Consider the following 17945-nt stretch of genomic DNA (forward strand, 5'->3'; position numbering starts at 1 on the left):
GAACGCATGAACGCATTGCAAAAGCGAACCGGCCCCAAACGTTACCACGTCGATGTAATTTCATGCGGATGTCCTGATCCAAATTGCGGCGCTTTTCACAGACTCCGGCTTGAGCGCCCCCTCCCCACGGTAGAGGAGGCGGAAGCAACTTTGCGCATGCACAGCAAAACGCAAAAGCGCTCGTGAAGCTATCGCACAATCCCCCAGCCGTCGAAGCCAAACGCGCCTCCGAGGGCGTCACTTCACATAGCAGCGTGCGAAGCTCGTCGATGATGACTTCGTGCTGAGGAATGACATCCCTGTCGAAGATCAACCAGCAATTTATGGTTTTAGAGAATTGAAGATGGCTCTGGCATTGGCTGCGATGATAGCCGACTGCGTCATGAAAAAGTCCGTCGTGCTCCTGAAATCGTACGAGATGGCGAGCTGGTCTGATAACTGCTCGGTGACAGTGCAATAGAGCCAGGGTTGGCTCTTAGAATGAAAATCCCGGCATCGGGCGAAATATCCGTCTGGCCGCATCAGATAGAAGTCATTTTGCGAGCCATATGTTCGGAGGCCATCGGGCCCTACGATAGCTTGGTTTTTCAACATGGCTTCGCGTTCGCGGGCCCAGGGATCAAAGCCCTGGGCTTTAACGGAAACCGTTATTTCGACAGGCTTGTCGGGTATAACGTCCGTCGGAATGAGGTGGCAGGCCATTTCGGCCCATGGATATTCAGGATGTGGGCGCGAGCAGAACGGTCGTTTGGTCTCCGTTTCTCTCCGCGAGGGGGTACCATCCAGCATGAAGACCACTGATTTCAAAGTCGCGCCGCCTCCATCCGCCTCCCTGCAGAAGGAGCGTGCGTCTGGATTGCTCCAAAGAATGTAATGGTCGTCGTTCATTCCGTTGCCGTAGAGGAAAATACCGGGCGCAACCGGAATTGCGACGTCGACATCGGCGATCCGCGCCGGATGCAGGTTGTCGAGGCATGCGGCAGCAGGTGGTGCATAGTGAGCTTCCCTCATTTTCTGCTGGGACCAGGTGACCGCGAAATAGCTGCCGAAGCCTAAGATGAAGACGGCGGGAAGCACGTACATGGCCCGCAGCGCCTGCGACTGGGTCGTGCGGCCGATCAGCACAATCCCGCTCGCTACAAACCCGCTGGCGGCCCCAATCATCACGAAGACGACGAGGAGGATTCCCAACGCCACGCCGGGCCCGTCAGAGGACGTGACACTCGCGTATTCGATTTTGGCCAAAACTGCCGCAACGATCCCAGCGAGAAGGAGCAGCCACCAACGCCACCAGAAACAAAGGGCGAGGAAGCCAATGCCGTAGGCCGGACCTACAAAACTGAGAAAGTGCCCGATGTACTGCATGAAGTCGTCGTCCGTCCCGCCCCAACATGATCATCTATGGCATCAACCTGAAGATGAATCATGAAAAACTTCGGTCAAATTGCATGCAACAGCGTCCACCGTCGTGATGCGCGACGAGGCTAAAAATATGACTGGTAGAAGCAGACCAGTCTCAACGAGGCCGCGAAAGACGTGCCCTCCATGAAATCAGCGCAGAAACAAAAACCTTTCGAAATTCCCTCGACAGTGCCTATTCGATCATTCATTGCTTCCATGCAATCGTACTTTCGTCAGCGACGTGACAACTTTTACTACCTCTGGTATTTCCATGATGGACGCTCAGGTTGGGAGAGACTTTCATGAAGAAACACGTCATGGCTCTGATGGCGGCACTTGCCATGTGCGCCCCCATCGCCAAAATGACGCCCGCTTTTGCCGCAGATGATGCATGCGCGTCTGTCAAAGCGATGGCGAATAAATTCAATGCCACACCGCGAATCCGGTTGGACGGCACCAGTTATCTTGAGGCAACCCATTTCACCACCTTGTATGTTGACACTAAGGAGTGGTGGCATGCTGGTTCTAAACCGTGGCATATAGAACCGCGCCAATATTCAAAAACCAATGATATCGAGAACTGCGAACATCTTGGGAGCGAAACGATAGACGGCGTCCAGACGGAAATCTGGTCCTACGACCACTTATCGTACCAGGAGGTAGATAACTTTAAGCTTTGGATATCAGTTGATACGGGGTTGCCGCTGAAATCCCATTTCAAGCGGGTTCGGCCAAAAGACGTTATCGAGTGGGACGGCATTTACACGTATCGCCCTGATATCAAAGACCCCGTCTGAACCACAGCACGTCGTCTTCGAAGGAAAACCATCGTCGGCATCCCGATGGCCGCTTCTAGCGCGTTCCCCCTGTCGGTCCTAACCGGTCATAGCCGAAATGGCCTCGACATGATTGATCACCTCACGGCCGGTCTTCAAAATTACTTTCGTTCCCGCGTATGCGTCGAACAGTTTCTCATGTGGGGCATAGCTGGTTGAAGAGTTTTTGCGCTCGCGATACTCGCGGACGTTGGGTAGCATTCCCCTTCTTGATTGCCCTGATAACTTTCAGAACAGGCGATCAACGAATTGCTCGGTCTCCCATGTTTTGAGAAAATTTGCTTCCCGGGCAACCCAGCCGATAGCATTGTCGCCCCACTCTTGCGCCCGGCTCGCGTACTCGCCCATGAGCCAAAAGTGACGGACGATCACAAACCGGTGGGCTGCTTCGTAGTCGTTTGGAATTATCGGCCGGATTGCTCGATATCCATCGATGAACGCATCCCACATAGTGGTCAACTTCCGACCAAAGGATATTTTCGCCCACAGGAAAACCGACAAGTCGTAAGCAAGGTATCCTGGACCACCATCATCAAAATCAAAAAATACTGCTTTGCCAGCGTCATTGATACGCGAATTGAAGCCGTGGCAGTCCCCATGGCAATACGTCCAGGTCAGATTGCTGAACTCTTCAATCGCCTTTGCGGTCCGCGCGGCGATATTATCAAGATCGCTGAGGACTTCGGCATCTTCCACTATTCCACTATCGCGTATTCGCACGAGCGGTCGGCGCAGCAAGTGTTCAAGGTCAAGACGATACACTGCCCCTTCAAATGGAAATGACCCGGCGGCATTGTGCACGAGGGCAAGGGTCTCCCCGTTGGCCCAAGCATCGCCAGCGTCTGCCGCATTTGCGTCGCGACCGTCGGCCGCCTGGAAAAGCACTCCCTCGCGCGGCCCTTCCGGCGCATATCCCGTAAGAAACAAAGTGCCGTCGCGTGTCGGAATGGGCGCGGCGACCGGAACTCCGGATCGCGCAAGGTGGGTCAGGAAAGCCGTTTCGGTTTGCACGTCGGCTGGACCACGCGCACGCTGGTGGGAAAGGCGAAAGACATAACGCCCGCCGTCGCTCGCAATAACAAGATAAACATCATTCAAGCCACGCTGGAGCAATCTGCAAGAAACCGGGCTTGCAAGCGAATAATGCTTACCGATGAAGCGCTCAATCGTCTCAACCTGTGGGGTCGAGTATCGTGCCTCGAAGTCGAGCATCGTCAGTTCCTTAGGAGAAGCCCTTCAAGGTAATTCTGTCGTACCGAGCCGATATTTGCAACTTTAGAGAACAAGAAAAACTGCCGAACCCGCCGCCAAGTTGGTGTCAGCAAGTCCGGGTTGGCCATCGTCATGCCACATATCATTCACGAACGCAGTCTCACACTCGCGGCCTTCAACCACGAAACCACATTTCTCATGGGCCCGGATCGCACGCTTATTGTGAGAAAGCACCCGAATTCCAATCCGGTGCAATCGCAAATGCTCGAAGGCGTGTTTCACAAGGCGAATAGCTTCGCTTCCAATCCCTTGGCCCAGCAATTGGGGGTCGAAAATGCCAACGGCCATGGACGCACGGCGTTCGCGGAAATCGAGATTGTCCAGCCTTATCTCCCCGACCAATCGGTTGCTAACTTCTATGATCCAAGCATTCGGATTGCCGATCAGTCTTTGAAGCCATCGTGACGCTCCGTCTCTGGTCAAAGGCTTCACGTCACGCAGACTAATCCCAAACATTTCGATGATTTCGGGATGGTTCCCAAGAGACAGACGAGCGTCAATGTCCTCTGAAGACGCGGGTCGCAGTTTGACGTTCCTACCTTTCAAATTCACCATTCCTACCATCGCCATCCGTTTTCGAAATGCTTTCCGCCATCGGAAGTCTAGGTAACCGCAAACGTATTGCAATGACGACATTTGGCGCGTTCCCGCCGAGGCTCTCGGCAGCTTGCGGCCCATTGCAGACACCTTTTTAACAGAGCCGCAATCAAACTAACTGCAACCCATGAGATTACATCTGTTTTTCTACAATCTCTTTACTAATTATTAGTGCGCACTACCTAGCTTCGTCGGCGGCGAACACCTGGGGAGCCCTCAATGCGGTCAATGCGGTCGCGTCCCAACACGTGGTGTAGGTGACTGGAGGTAGCGAAGGCGAGCGCCCGCGCGTTTCATAGCGCTGTAGCGGGTGATCGGCTTCGCGGGCGGCCATCAGTGTTTTCCGCTAGGGTCGGGTTGTTCAAGACACAACCTGACGGAAAGACCACCGATGACCAATGACATGATGAACGTGCGCTCGCTCGTTGAGAAGAGCGCCGATGCAGATTTATTGCGCGAGATGATCGGCTTTGCAGCCGAGCGGCTGATGGAACTGGAGGTCGGCTCAGTCACCGGTGCTGACTTCGGCGAGAAGAACCCGATGCGGCTCGCCCAGCGCAACGGCTATCGTGATCGCGATTGGGAAACGCGAGCCGGAACGGTCGAGCTTCGCATTCCAAAGCTGCGCAAGGGCAGCTACTTCCCAAGCTTTCTTGAACCGCGTCGTATGGCGGAGAAGGCTCTGACGGCTGTTATTCAAGAAGCGTATATCCAAGGAATTTCCACGCGTTCTGTCGATGACCTGGTCAAGGCCATGGGCATGAGCGGCATCTCCAAGAGCCAGGTGAGCCGCTTATGCGAAGAGATCGACGTCAAGGTGAAGGCGTTTCTCGACAGGCCGATTGAGGGCGAGTGGCCGTACGTCTGGGTGGATGCGACCTATCTCAAAGTCCGGCGTGGCGGTCGCATCGTTTCCGTCGCCGTCATTATCGCGGTTGGCGTCAACAGCGATGGTCGGCGTGAAGTCCTAGGTATGGAAGTCGGCACATCGGAAGCTGAGCCAATCTGGACGGAGTTTTTGCGTAGGCTGACACGCCGAGGCCTACGCGGGGTGAAGCTGGTTGTTTCCGATGCGCATCAAGGCATCAAGGCCGCCGTTTCCAAGGTCCTTAACGCCACATGGCAGCGGTGCCGCGTTCACTTCATGAGGAATGTGCTGGCGCATGCCGGAAAGAACGGCAGGCGGGTCGTCTCCGCCTTCATCGCGACAGCCTTTGCCCAGGAGACACCAGAGGCGGCCAGCGCTCAATGGCGCAGCGTCGCCGACCAGATCAGACCGAAAGTGCCAAAGCTTGCCACCATCATGGACGATGCTGAAGACGATGTGCTGGCCTACATGACCTTTCCGAAAGAGCACCGGGCGAAGTTGCACTCGACGAATCCGATTGAGCGTCTCAACGGCGAAATCAAACGCCGCACCGAGGTCGTCGGCATCTTTCCCAACGGTAAGAGCGAAGAGCAATCGATCCAGTGAATCGATTGCCGCTCGAACGCCATCGTGCGTCTCGTCGGCGCATTGCTCATGGAGGCGAACGATGAATGGACCGTCCAGCGAGGGAGGTACCTGACCCTCGAGACCATGGCTCAAATGAGCGATGATCCCCAAATCAGCTTGCCCGCTGTGGCACGCTGATAATCGCTCCGACCTGGGGCGGAAAGCACGGCAATCAGCCGGCAGCTACACCACCTATGTGGACGCGATCCTCAATGCTGTGGAAGATATTCGCCATCATATCGATTGCTCTTTATTTTTGGTTGTTCGTGATGTGGTTCAACGGGACCTACAGTCCAACGATGCTGCACTATCTCTTTGTCGCCATTCAATTGCCTGTCGTTGTTGGGACCACGTGCTAAGCGTTCGATTTATATATTGGCGCACCAATGTTCTGGAGAGCGACACTATGGGGTCTGGCAACTAAGATAATAGTATCTGCTGGCATGACGGTTCCTGGGACAATCAAGATGTATTATTTGAGCCAAGCATATTCGCATCCATCAGCGGTTTTCGCTGTCGCGTTTGGAGGAGCTTGGGTTTTTTTATCTATCGATTTTGTACCCTGGATTATTCAGTTTGTTGTTTTGTCGCGTTACTTCCATAAACAATTGAACCGTGGTCGAGCTATCCAGCAGCCTATATCCAGTGCTCGCCGCCCTTTGTTCCGGCTGCCAGCAGGCTAAAGGCTGATGTCCGCAATTGGCGCGAGGCGGCCGAGGCTATCGGCGGCTTCCAGGCCCGAAGCGGTTGTCGGCCTATCGGTTCCCAAGAGAGAGTTTCATAAGCGAGATTAACTTCGAAAAAGCATGCGCGACGCCGACCAAGACATATCCCAATAGACACGCTGCTACCTCTCCGATAACCGGCAAAAGAAGGAAGCCGTCGCCAGGGCCATTGCTCTCATCAGCGGACATCTCCGGCAAAGCTAAAAAGGCTACCAAAATAGGTGAGCAAGCGAGCCAGACGAATGTGATGACATGCGGCAACCATTTGAGACGGGACATCTTTATTGAGGCGAGAAACGCCGCGCCAAGCGCAATTATGTTGACGAGAAATATAAGCGAGACCGCGAATTCTGGCGGTAAAATCGTAGGGTATGCTGGGTCAGATTGCGTGAACATGAGCTGCCAAGGTTGAGTATGCCATCCGGTTTCAGCGACGGGCAATTAACAAGAAATTTGCAGTATCGGCAATGACCGCTGATGACGCGACGCGAAGCTGCTGTTCAAAAGACAGCGCTTAACCAGTGCGAGAGCGTGCAGTGTCAACGATTCTTTTAGTGGAAGTTTCTGCTCTTCACCTTCAGCTGATCGATATGCAGGTCGGGAATGAGGGAGTCTCGTGACTTCATTCCTTGGTCCGATGGCTCCCTGGATTCCGGCCTGCCTGGCGTTCCATGACCGAATTCGTCACCCCTCCCGGTCGGCAATCGGAATTCCAGATCGCGATCCGCAAGCCCCGTTAGGTCTTCCGACAGATCAAACAGCTGCTGGGCAACCAAATGAACGACATCGCCCTCCCTTTGGATGCGGCCATTGATCGCAATCATGGAAGCCCCGAGCGCGACGCGTCTGGACCGCTCGAACAGCTTTGGCCAGATGACGACATTCGCAACACCGGTCTCGTCTTCAAGCGTCATGAAGATCACGCCTTTTGCCGATCCCGACCGCTGGCGTACGAGAACCAGACCGGCCGCCATCAGCCATCGACCATCGCGAGCCGACATCGCTTCCGCACAGGTGACGACACGACGCTCGGCCAGTTCCTTGCGAAGGAAGCTGACAGGATGCGCCCGCAGGGTTAGGCCGGTGTGCCCGTAATCGAGGACGACGTTGTGTCCCTGGGTCATCTGTCGGAGTTCGACCGTTGGTGAAAAACAAAAGGCTGAACGAGCCCAAGAAGGCGGAGCACGATAGAGATGATTGAAAGTTCAACTATATGGCCAGTGTATTTCCCGGTCGTTTTTGTGAACCAGGAAAATGATGCTGGAGTTTCATCCAATGGTTGTTTTTCCTATTGGGCGCGACTTTTGGGGTTGATTATAGCATCCTCCGGCACAGATAATACTATCTGTGATGCATCACATAATGAAATTTCAACCCAAAGCGCAAGATAGGAGAAGTTTTATGGGTGGTTCATCTGATAGTGGTTCAAACAGCGGATGGGGCGGCCGGATCGGTGCTGCTGTCGGCGGTGTAGTCGGGGGAACGGCTGGCTCTGCGGCAGGCCCCATGGGCGGTCGGATCGGCGCTGCAGGCGGCGGGCTCGCCGGATACGCCATCGGTAACTCGGTAGAAAATAATATTAACAGCGGAGCTTCGCCCGACTATGGTGGCTACACTGCCATGGGTGATTACGGTGGAGGCCCCGCATCCGACGGCGGTAGAGGCGTTAGTAGCTCCGGAAGCCACAGATAGTTCTCGGAACCGCTGCAAAGGACATAGATTCTGGTTCTTGTCGGGGTCTATGTCCGATACTGGGGAGGTAACGGTTGAAATATCTTAACATTCTCATACCCCTTGCCATCATAAATCCCCTTTTGATTTTTCTGTTTCCCTTCGGTTTACGGGGAATTGAAGATCACTTCATTTACTTCGCCTTTCTCTCTCCAATTGTTTCATTTTTGGTATGGGACTTCCTTATTCGTCCATTTTTTGGGCAGCGATGACCCCAACCATTCATTGAAATTCACGTAGCTAGGCGGCTTGTAGTTCATGGCGCAGTTCTTGAAGCGATGTCTGGCAGGGGTGACAACCATCTGTCGTATGATTTTTCTCGTCTGTGCAGGTGACATTGGAATTATCATAAGCGCCGTATTGGTGGCTTTCCTCACCACCAATATCGCCGGTGTCGTCCTGTCTGCATCAGACGTTACTGCGACCGCACGAACCGAAATAGCCATTGTGGTACCGATCCTTACGATCGACATAATCCTCTTGGGCTCGATCCTACTGCGCATTCGAGAGGTTGCTCGACCGGATCGCCAACGTCGTTCGCTGCTTTATGCGCTTGTGACGGGCGTTGTTTTGCTGCTCTTAAAGTCGCCTTGGCAGGGTCTGGACCAGGCAAGCTATAGCTTTTCGGCCACAAGCGTCCTTTTAATCCTTACGACCTGCATTATCGCACCGATCTGCGAGGAGTTATTTTTTCGTGGTCATCTGTGGCTGAAGCTCCGGAGCCATCACTACAATGATAAACTGATCGTTTTGTGTACAACGGTGTTGTACATAGTCCCGCATGTTCCCAATAGTTTATCGGCATTTTTAGACTATGCGCTAATCGGCGTTTTTCTTGGAGTTATACGATATTTTAGCGGAGGAATACTTATTTCGTGCGCTTTTCATATGGCTATGAACATCATCTTAATATTCGGAATATGAATGACCGACGAAAGAATACGCCTCGCGGCGGTTGCAACCGAGTAGCGTTTCTCGAAACGGGAGGGCAGCTGTGTCCTTTGGCTTTGCGTTCGTTTTCAAGACAGCCCTCCTCGCCTTCTTCGAGGAAGTAATAAAGTTTGTGACGGTTTGGCTCTTCAAGCGCTCGCCGCACCCGGCTCTGGGATTGTTCCCAGTCGCACTGTTGGAATTTGGCCTATATTTCCCTGTGGTCAGGCAGCACCTTGGCGATCTAGGTATTGAGTCCACCTTCTTGTCATATATTTTGGCAACTTATTTCTTAGTTCTCGTTAAGTTTCTTCATGTTGCATCGAGCTACATTTATTTCAAGGCAAACAACTGGTTTATAGCCGTAGCTTATTGCACCGTTTGGCATGCGACTTTTAACCTGCTGCCTTTGCCCCCACTTTCGTTGAAGTATTATCTTCTTCTTCCGATTTGGGGCTTCTTATCAAGTGTAGCCGCAGCAGCCGTATTCTTGGTTGTCCAAAGACGGTTGTCTCGACCGGCACCCGTTCCTGAATCCGGTCCATTAGAAGATCGCAGATAGGACCAAGGCTTCGGAGGTTTAGGGTAGTAGAAGGAATAGCTCGCCCATTGCCCCCCAGCTCGCAACCCGCCGAACTCGGAGATCATTTGTAATTCAGTCGACGGTTCTCGTTCGCCTATTCATTTTGGCTCGCAAGCTCAGCCAGGAACGCTGTCCGGATGCGCTGCGCTAGAGCCGCCATGTCTTCATCATCGATATGCAGGACGCCGTTTTCGGCCATGAGTGCGTGATATTGTTGCTGCGCCAGGGGAACACCTTTTGGTAAAGGCGCGACGTGGAAATGGAGATGACTGTTTGCTTGACGACTTCCGAGCGAAAGAACGTAAACACGCTCAGCGTCGAACAGGTTTTTAAGGACCCGAGATAGAACGTACACCATTTCCTGCAGGCGAATGTATTCGGCTTTGGTGAGATCGTGCGACAGGTCCTCCCGATGTTCACGAGGGCAGACAAGGCAGTATCCCTGAAGAGTCGGATATTTACTCAAGAAGATGATCGTATCGGCGTCTTCGTATACAAGATGATGAAAGAAGGCCGGATCCCTGGCGGCGCAACGACAGATGAAACAAGGCCTCGTCTCAATCCCGTCCAGATATGCATCCAGATCGAATGGCTGGCGCTCAGTCACAGTGGGCGTCCCTTTTACAGAGGTAGAAAAATGACATCACGGCTTCTAACGTCGGAGCAGGCTTTCAAGGCAATGATCGCGTTTTTAGAAGAATATTATAATCGGACAGGATCTGACAGTGTCGGGTCTCTCCTTGGAAGCATGAACTTGCTGACGGATGGAAAGCCGGTGGATCTTGCCATGTGGCGGGAGTGGTCAAAATGTGTCGACAGCGCGGTGAACGGTGATTTTGACACCGGGACCCACAAAGAATCTTCAAACGTGTAAGTGAGCATCCAGCCATCGCGCCGATAGAAGTTCTCAGCGGTGGCGTTCCCTGCCGTGGAGAGCAGCTCGGCCTCTCGCACTCGATTTTTCGACAGATGCAATTTCGCGACGGATAGCAGCTGATGCGTTCCCCTCCCCGCGCGAGCATTCCTAAGCCTCGTAGAGTTTTACGACTTCGGGGCTCTCCACGGACACGAAGCCCACGATGTCACCGCTCATCGCAACGTAAAAATCATCTGAGGCTTCTTTCAGCCATATATTGAAATGTTCAATCGTCCTGAACGACAGCACCTCAGACGGCACGAGGGCCGCATGTGCATCGTGCCATCCCTGATGTCACAACCGCACAATGTCGGCATTGTCAGTCGATTGTGCTGGCCGAATTTTGAGCATTGATACGAACTCCCTGGAATTGAATCATCGGCATCGTCCTGTCGCTGGCCCATTTGGAATACCGGCCAATGCCAAGTTCCGCGTCCGGGACATAAGGGACAGCGATGAACCCGACGGAATTTCCATCTCGGCCGCCGGAATACCGAGAGATCGCTGGATCCGACCAGCCTATTTGTTCTCGTGATCAAAGCTATAGGCCCGTTGAACAAGCGCGACGCGGCCATCGAAGGGTTCGTGAGGCGCTGGTATCACTCCCGACTTAGCCCACAAATTAAACGGGGATACTAGAAGTGGGTTTGCCAGAAAGCTCGGTGCATATTCGAAATAGGCGCGGCGTTCCTCAGAACTCCAAGCGAGCGTCCCAAGTTCTCGATGATCGCCTTCAACGTTTAAGGCAACTGTCATCTTACGAACTGGTTTGAAGTTCATTTCTTCCTCACTCGCTGGCGCTCAGGACTTTCTACAATCTCATCAATCGTTTGTTTTTGGCGCGGCAAAAACAAGGTTTCAAACTCTTTGTCTGCATCCAACACGAAAGCAACCTTCACGAGAGCCTCGAAAGATATTTTGCCCGTTTCCTCGAAGAGGCGGATTGAACCATATGAGACGCCCGACATTGATGCTAAATCTCGTTGAGTGAGATCAGCATCAATCCGCCGCTTTTTCACTCTGGCCGCGAGGTCACGCACAGTTTCTGACGGAGAACTCATCGTAAATGCTGTCATTTTAGCACTAAACCTTAATTTAAGGCGTTAATTGCTAATATAATAGCATTTAAGTCAAGAAAGTCTACCGTTTTCTCGGCGTCTCTCCGATCAATGACACCAGCGCCTCCTCCAGCCGTGCCAACGACTGTTTAGGGCTGGACACCTTCAGCTGGACCGTTTCCAACCCCGACGCTTGTCGCCTCCCTTCAAAGCTTAAGACGCGCATAACCGGGTCATAACTGACCATGGAGGCGATCTCATTTCCCGCATTCGCGACCAACTGCCCATCGACCGGCAGTCGCGACGGAATTTGCAGATAGGGCGGTATATTCCCGCCCAGCGCCTTTTACCTGACACGCTACACCAGTGACGGCAGGATGCCGATCGATAACAACATTCTGGAACGCGAAATCAGAGTTTTTGCCACCGGCAGAAAATCGTGGCTGTTCAGCGATACCGTCGACGGAGCCAGAGCCAGCGCCGTGATCTACAGTCTCATGCTGACTTGCCGCGCCTGCGGCGTCGACCCGCTCGCCTGGCTGCGCCACGTGCTCACAGAGTTGCTGCAGCGCGAAGAAGCGGCCGAAATCGGCGACCTGCTGCCGTTCAACTTCTCCAATACTACTGTGGTTGGATAGAGCCGGATCTCACTACCAATGCGCGGACGTTCATCGGGCTTGCCGCCGTCAATGCGCATCGAAAATCGCGCTTACTTTCTTTCAGCACTCACTTTTCAGCAGATATCGTTTTCGACCACCCTTTTCCCGCAATGGCGCCTTCGATGCTACGTTGGGCTCTTATTGCTCAGGCGAAGAGCAATTCGACAGATGTGTCAGGTTGTGAGGCGCGATCTTGCGAAGACGAAATCATCGAAAATAGTGCCGGTCGAGCACCAGCTGCGTCTTACGGCTGAAATTCCATGCGAATGGGTCGGGAGTTCATCACGGAATACCAAGGTGTGGGCCAATTCAGGAGGGAATCAAATTTCAAGGAAACGCCCGAATACTCGGGGCGAAAATACAATCCGAGACTAGAGCACGCTTCGATTTCTCAGAATCGCAGGTTCGCAAATCAGCTGAGATATGATTCTCTGTTCCTACCGGGAAAGGACGGTCGGCAGGGATGACCCAACCATATTCCGAAGATCTTCGCGAACGGGCGATGGCGCGCTTGAATGCCGGAGAAACGATACGATCGATCGCAGCAGCACTTGCGATCGCTCCCTCGTGTGTTTCGAAGTGGAAGAAGCGCCTTGCAGAGACCGGCGCTCTCACTCCAGGCCGCGTCGGCGGGCGCAAGCAGCGGACCTTGTCCGGCGAGCGGGCCGACTGGCTGCGCCAACGCTGTCGATCCGGCCCGTTCACGACGCGGGGCCTTGTGGCGGAACTGGCCGAACGCGGCATCAAGACCGAGCGACGCGCCGTTTGGGTGTTCGTCCGGGCCGAGGGCCTGAGCTTCAAAAAAAACGGTTCTGCCGGCCGAGCAGACGCGGGTGGATATCGCCAGGAAACGGTTGCGTTGGAAGATCCATCAACGGCGGATCGAAGCGCGGCGGCTGGTCTTTCTCGATGAGACCTGGATCAAGACCAACATGGCGCCCCTCAGGGGGTGGGCACCGCGTGGCCAACGCCTATGTGCTGCGGTCCCGCACGGGCATTGGAAAACCCTGACCTTCATTGCCGCCTTGCGCTGCGATCGCATCGATGCCCCTTGGGTCATCGATGGGCCGATCAACGGCGAGCTCTTTACCCTCTATATCCAGAGGATCCTCGTACCCACGCTCGCCAAGGGCGACATCGTCATCCTCGACAATCTCGGCAGCCATAAGGGCCAAGCCGTCCGTCGTGCCGTCCGGGCCGCAGGCGCGCACCTCTTCTTCCTGCCGCCTTACAGCCCGGATCTCAATCCCATCGAGCAAGTCTTTGCGAAGCTCAAGCACCTGATCAGGAGAGAACAGCCTCGCACAGTCGAAGCGACATGGCGCAAGGCTGGTGAAATGCTCGACTGCTTCTCGCCAGCCGAATGCGCTAACTATCTCACAAACTCAGGATATGCTTCCGTATGAAAGCAGCAGGCTCTAGAGCCGGTTTAATCCGGGAGATACCCCCGAATGGCCGCAAAACACAGCGTTTTCAGGCAGTTCAATCCGATTCTTAGCCCGGTTTTACACGTTTGTTGTCGCTGGACACTGGGTCTCGCCTAAATCCACATGAATTCGCCGGTTCGGGCATTTGATTTCGCCCAGGGAGATTGGCTGGTCGGATAGGAATAGAAAGGAGCCCAAAAGCTGAACTATGGTACTCAGAACGAGGCGGCATGGCCAACGTCACTAAACTTGACTTTAACTTCCCCTGGCGATCGAGCTCATATGGGCAAAGGGTGCGAATTCCAGTGACATTGTTGCTTCCGTAGCCGAACGGAGACGAGATAATCGTGCTCGCAGACACGTCGTCTGGCAACGGATACTGCTTGGTTCCGCATCTGTAGCCATGATCGCTGACGCAGTCTTAAATGCGCCCGCTAGCCATGGATTAGGTATTGCAAAAGACGGTTCTGACGATTCCACATTTGCCTTAGTGGCTGAACCCAATCTCGATGCCGATGCGGTATCTTTAAAACCCAAGTCGGCGTGACCGCAAGCCGCGTACCGCTGACCCCGTCGTGACAATGGCGGGTTCAGTCAGCTTCGCTATTTTCGCCCTGCCTCGTCTTCTTGACTTTGAGCCTCGTTTGATCACGCCCTAGACCGATAATGATCCTTTTCGTGTGCGGTTTGAAATCCGCACCTGTCCGGAGCACAACTTTTGATCGATGCGGCAAACTGAAAATTCAGCCATCATTGCGCCTTCGGAATAAACCCCACAGTAAATCCGAACAATCGGCCAATCTTCCCTAAAGTTTCGAGCGTTGGGTTCGCCGTGCCGGCTTCGATCTCAGCAACTTGGCGCCTGGTGAGCGATAGCGTCTTGGCGAATTCGTCCTGCGTCAAACCAAGCCCTCTTCGGATTTCAACTACAGCCTCAGGTAACCTCAAGTCGCCCGTCCGAGCGCGTTCCGCCAGTGTTCGCCGGTTCTCAAGAATTTCCTCTTTCGTTGGCTTTCTCCATCGAGCCATCTAGCGGTCCTTCGCCATCATTGACACGCGGCCAGAACGCCGTCGGCTATCGCGATACAGCGCCCCATCGCACGGTCTAGAATTTCCGGAGGCGCGCTCATATCTTTCGCCATGGTCGGAGCCTGGCGCAAGTGTTCGGCAAACATGGCAAGCGTAGCTACGAGCGCACTCTGCTCAGCAGGATCAGGCATCAATTCGCCGCAAATGTGCTTCCAATCGGGAAGATGATCGCGACCTGCGTCACGCATCATGGCCCAGCGGGTGGAACGGACGATCCCCTCTTTGGCGAGCCGCATTGGCGCGAAATCAAAGAGCGGAGACAGGCGGATCGTGCCGTCCTGGTGTTTGCTTAATGCGGAATTCCGGCCGTGATTGTCGGGATTGCCAAGCGCGAGGTTGGCGATATCGCGCTTCAGGTATTCGACAATGTCCCCGAAGGGATTGGCCGAGTATTGGCGCAGAACGTCGATATAGGCCTCATGCGTGCCGACATGGCCGAAATCGGCAACCCCGATCGCGGACACGAGGCTTTCCTGCCCCAGTCGGACGGTTCCGACACCTTCTTTTTTCATCCGGTCGAAACGGGGAATGATCAGAACGCCTTCGGCGTAGGTCGAGTGTTCGTTGACATTCAGGCCGATCTCTTGAGCTATCCGCGAATAGAGGGCTTCGCCTTCGAGAATCAGGCGGTCCACAGGCTCGTTGCTGCGGACCAGCTTGACGATGACGTGGCGCACGGCCTCATCATCGGTCACGAAGCTGTCAGGATAATAGAGACCGTCATTCGCCTGGGTCATTGAGACCTTCGGCCATTCGCCTTGCAGGCCGCTTGAGCCGGAGGCGAGCATTCCAAAGCGGTCGGCGACTTCCATGAAGCGATCTGATCGTTCAAGGATTTCCGCCTCTGTAACCCCTTGGCGCTCAACACCGCGCAGCCGTTCCGTTTCGGCCTCGGCCGGTTCCTTGATGCGGATATTGCCTATGCCGCCCGTTGCCGATCGCAGAAGCAGCGATAGATCGGAAGCGCGCGAGCCTTCAGCAAGGCCGAGGTGCTCGGCAAGCTTTCGCCTTGCATGCCCCTGGGGCATAAGATCCAAGAGGAAGGGCGGCCAGCTGCGGCTATATCGATTTTCCAGATCAACAGGATAACGGACTGACAAGGCGCGATGGTCGCGGACCGGTTTTCCGGCCGCGAATTCCGCCGACGCCACGGTGACGAAATAGTCGAGATCGTAATCGACGATCGACGCGCCCTTGAAGCCGGCCGCGTCGTCCTTCAGTTCTAGCGTCGCGGCGTGATGCCACTCACCATCAAAATGGGTTTGGAGCGTTAGGCGCATTAATTGACCCTTTCAATGGTTCAAATAATGCATTTTTTCAAGTTATTCAACCCATCAAAGTGGGTTGAATAATTGCCCTCAGAACTGCCAGGTACCGAAGCGGTGATTGAATCTTCTGATCCGGCTGACCATCTTCCGGCCACGCAACGCACTACCGCAGGCGAACAGCATGAGGGACAGGCTCAGCGCGGGCGTCAACCAAGCATCGGAGCCGCTTCTCCCATCAAACACAATGAGCAAGACAGCTCCCATTGCAGCGAAGAAGACCATTCCGAAATCGTATTGCGTTTAAAGGCTCGCAAGCCGGGCCGAATCCTGGGCATAGCGCAATTGCCTCGCCAACCTTCGCTTTTCTGATGCCAGTTGATCGCGCTGGCGTCCGATCGCGTAGAAACCATGTTCGTTTTTCTTTTCAAAGCTCGACTTACTCATATCGCTGACCTCAGATATTTTTCTGCAATTTCCTCTGTTGACCTGCCACTGCGAATTTCCTCCAAAACCATCGGGACTCTAATCGCAGCCGGATGAAACTTCAGTGGCAGGTCACCGCGAAGCAAGCTGTCCAGCCTTTCAGCGACATCGCCCCATGCCGATGGCTACCATCACAGACGATCAAATGCCCATATCGCCATTCGACAATCAAAGGCGGCAAGCGTTGTGCATCGACAAGACCAAGAGCGATGCTTTCGATCCGCTCTTTCCAAACGTCCGTGGGAACGCGGTAGATCATCCCGTCTTCAGGTCCGCGACACCTTGCAGGCTTGAAAGCTCAATGAAGACGGGGTTGGCCTGACGGGCAATCGAAACTCGCCTCAACCACGTGCTGGTAAGAAGCATCGAGGTGGAGCGAAGGACGGCTATTGTGCCATTCAACGCGAACCGGCACGGTCGTATTGGACCGTATGCAGGATAATAGCATACGGCCCAGCCGCAAGACGTCGAGCAATCGTATGGTCCGTGTAGTCGTCGGGCAGATCAGGGTGACCCTCATCACGCAAATAGATTTGAAAGTAGTCGGCAAAAACATTGCCCTGAAACAGGACTTTGAAGTTGGAAGCCCCAGCATTCACCGAACCGATCATTGAAATTCCTCCGGTGGCCAGAAATGTGCCGCGAGTTACGGTCATTTGTTTGCCTCTTTCGCCATATTCTTCTGGCGGACCAGCGCGGCTCCTTAATCGAATTGTTCACCGTGTCCTATCTGCTCGCGAACAGCGTTGCCGATTGGCGGATCATCAGCAGGATCTGGGTCAGCACTGTTGGCTTTATCGAGAGAACGGACTGCCTCGACCAGTGCGACGAGTACCTCTCGAGTACCCCACCCCGCTTGGTTTGCTGAGGCGATGACTTCTTCCAGGGCGTCTTTGGCCGCCACCTTCAATTCCTCGATGCGCTGCTCTAAATCCTGGGCTCGTGGGCATGGAAACGGCATGGTCGGCTCCTCTTGCTGCGGAGGTAACCCGTGGGACATCGGTCGGTTCCGTCGTCTCAACGGATCTTCAAATAATCGCAGAAAAACCTTCCAATACCAACGAATATCTGTCGTTTCCCAAGGCGATTCGGACGCTGCGCTCGGCGCCTGAATTTGATCACATGGATGCAGGAGTCGGGAGAAGAGTCGTGCCCATGGCTGATTTTTGTCTGAAGAAAACGGCTTGATAAGTAGCGTTGAGCGAAAAAGCGGAGTCGTCTGCACCGGACGACGCAGCAGCGCGTTGGATTGCCGTCTTGATGCGCGCCTTGCTACGGAAGCCCCACGTGCGTCGTTTGGTTCATCGATTTCGGCAGCCATGTCTTTGAAAGCAACCATACCCCCGTCACGAAGGCCACACTCGCCGCGACACCCAGCAAATGCGCGATATGCCATGCTGTATTGAATTTGTCACCGGCGTAGCCTCCAACTCTTCCAGTGAAGCAGCAGGAGTTGGCCTGAAGGTGAGCCCTTC

Annotated in this window: 15 protein-coding genes and 3 pseudogenes; 6 read left to right on the plus strand and 12 right to left on the minus strand. The window is 54.2% G+C overall.

From position 1 onward, the window contains the following. Positions 1–321 precede the first annotated feature (321 nt). A complete protein-coding gene (locus HGP16_RS28520) occupies positions 322–1365 on the minus strand; it encodes a hypothetical protein (RefSeq protein ID WP_168843328.1) in 1044 nt (347 codons plus the stop codon). Between the two features lie 338 nt (positions 1366–1703). Between HGP16_RS28520 and HGP16_RS28525 the strand changes: the two genes are divergently transcribed. Further along, complete coding sequence (locus HGP16_RS28525) at positions 1704–2198, plus strand: hypothetical protein (protein WP_168843329.1); 495 nt, start codon at positions 1704–1706, stop codon at positions 2196–2198. Between the two features lie 267 nt (positions 2199–2465). On the opposite strand, the gene HGP16_RS28530 is transcribed toward HGP16_RS28525, so the two are convergent. Both HGP16_RS28530 and HGP16_RS28535 read right to left on the minus strand, forming a co-directional pair. After that, a complete protein-coding gene (locus HGP16_RS28530; protein WP_168843330.1) occupies positions 2466–3449 on the minus strand; it encodes a phosphotransferase enzyme family protein in 984 nt (327 codons plus the stop codon). A 63-nt stretch (positions 3450–3512) separates the two neighbouring features. Then, a complete protein-coding gene (locus HGP16_RS28535) occupies positions 3513–4187 on the minus strand; it encodes a GNAT family protein (RefSeq protein WP_312867346.1) in 675 nt (224 codons plus the stop codon). Between the two features lie 310 nt (positions 4188–4497). Here HGP16_RS28535 and HGP16_RS28540 point away from each other — a divergent pair. Further along, positions 4498–5739: pseudogene (locus HGP16_RS28540) on the plus strand (IS256 family transposase). A gap of 1138 nt (positions 5740–6877) precedes the next feature. Here HGP16_RS28540 and HGP16_RS28545 read toward each other — a convergent pair. After that, positions 6878–7471: pseudogene (locus tag HGP16_RS28545) on the minus strand (OB-fold nucleic acid binding domain-containing protein); the annotation flags it as partial. An 844-nt stretch (positions 7472–8315) separates the two neighbouring features. On the opposite strand from HGP16_RS28545, the gene HGP16_RS28550 reads away from it, so the two are divergent. Both HGP16_RS28550 and HGP16_RS28555 read left to right on the plus strand, forming a co-directional pair. Beyond that, the gene (locus HGP16_RS28550; protein WP_168843331.1) at positions 8316–8981 is read left to right on the plus strand and encodes a CPBP family intramembrane glutamic endopeptidase; all 666 of its coding nucleotides are present in this window, start codon (positions 8316–8318) and stop codon (positions 8979–8981) included. Positions 8982–9051: 70 nt separating this feature from the next. After that, complete coding sequence (locus HGP16_RS28555; protein ID WP_168843332.1) at positions 9052–9549, plus strand: hypothetical protein; 498 nt, start codon at positions 9052–9054, stop codon at positions 9547–9549. A 115-nt stretch (positions 9550–9664) separates the two neighbouring features. On the opposite strand, the gene HGP16_RS28560 is transcribed toward HGP16_RS28555, so the two are convergent. Together HGP16_RS28560 and HGP16_RS28565 are read right to left on the minus strand one after the other, a co-directional pair. Beyond that, positions 9665–10177, minus strand: a complete 513-nt coding sequence (locus tag HGP16_RS28560; protein ID WP_168843333.1) for an HIT family protein — start codon at positions 10175–10177, stop codon at positions 9665–9667. Between the two features lie 1085 nt (positions 10178–11262). Next, positions 11263–11562, minus strand: coding sequence for a helix-turn-helix domain-containing protein (locus tag HGP16_RS28565; RefSeq protein ID WP_205927581.1), 300 nt, complete (start codon positions 11560–11562; stop codon positions 11263–11265). Positions 11563–11891: 329 nt separating this feature from the next. Here HGP16_RS28565 and HGP16_RS28570 point away from each other — a divergent pair. Together HGP16_RS28570 and HGP16_RS28575 are read left to right on the plus strand one after the other, a co-directional pair. Further along, positions 11892–12182 (plus strand): annotated as a pseudogene (locus tag HGP16_RS28570) (transposase domain-containing protein); the annotation flags it as partial. A gap of 484 nt (positions 12183–12666) precedes the next feature. Next, positions 12667–13609, plus strand: a protein-coding gene (locus HGP16_RS28575; RefSeq protein ID WP_168843334.1) for an IS630 family transposase whose coding sequence is annotated in 2 segments (ribosomal slippage) — positions 12667–13002 and positions 13004–13609 — 942 coding nt in all. Because the reading frame shifts where the segments join, the coding sequence is not laid out codon by codon here. Positions 13610–14380: 771 nt separating this feature from the next. Here HGP16_RS28575 and HGP16_RS28580 read toward each other — a convergent pair. From HGP16_RS28580 to HGP16_RS34795, 6 genes are all read right to left on the minus strand, one after another. Beyond that, a complete protein-coding gene (locus tag HGP16_RS28580; RefSeq protein WP_003517384.1) occupies positions 14381–14659 on the minus strand; it encodes a helix-turn-helix transcriptional regulator in 279 nt (92 codons plus the stop codon). Positions 14660–14676: 17 nt separating this feature from the next. Beyond that, positions 14677–15999 carry a type II toxin-antitoxin system HipA family toxin gene (locus HGP16_RS28585; protein WP_168843335.1) on the minus strand — a complete coding sequence of 441 codons (1323 nt, stop codon included), beginning with the start codon at positions 15997–15999 and terminating at the stop codon, positions 14677–14679. 78 nt (positions 16000–16077) lie between these two features. Further along, on the minus strand, positions 16078–16269 hold the full coding sequence (locus HGP16_RS34235; protein ID WP_246705623.1) for a hypothetical protein: 192 nt from the start codon (positions 16267–16269) through the stop codon (positions 16078–16080). Positions 16270–16531: 262 nt separating this feature from the next. Next, positions 16532–16729: a hypothetical protein gene (locus HGP16_RS28595; RefSeq protein WP_168843336.1), complete on the minus strand. Its 198-nt coding sequence runs from the start codon at positions 16727–16729 to the stop codon at positions 16532–16534. Between the two features lie 139 nt (positions 16730–16868). Further along, complete coding sequence (locus HGP16_RS28600) at positions 16869–17126, minus strand: hypothetical protein (RefSeq protein ID WP_168843337.1); 258 nt, start codon at positions 17124–17126, stop codon at positions 16869–16871. A gap of 47 nt (positions 17127–17173) precedes the next feature. Next, the gene (locus HGP16_RS34795) at positions 17174–17809 is read right to left on the minus strand and encodes a hypothetical protein (protein ID WP_409526868.1); all 636 of its coding nucleotides are present in this window, start codon (positions 17807–17809) and stop codon (positions 17174–17176) included. Between the last annotated feature and the right edge of the window lie 136 nt (positions 17810–17945).

Origin of the sequence: Rhizobium sp. P40RR-XXII (genome assembly GCF_012641405.1) — a bacterium.
Taxonomy (GTDB): domain Bacteria; phylum Pseudomonadota; class Alphaproteobacteria; order Rhizobiales; family Rhizobiaceae; genus Rhizobium.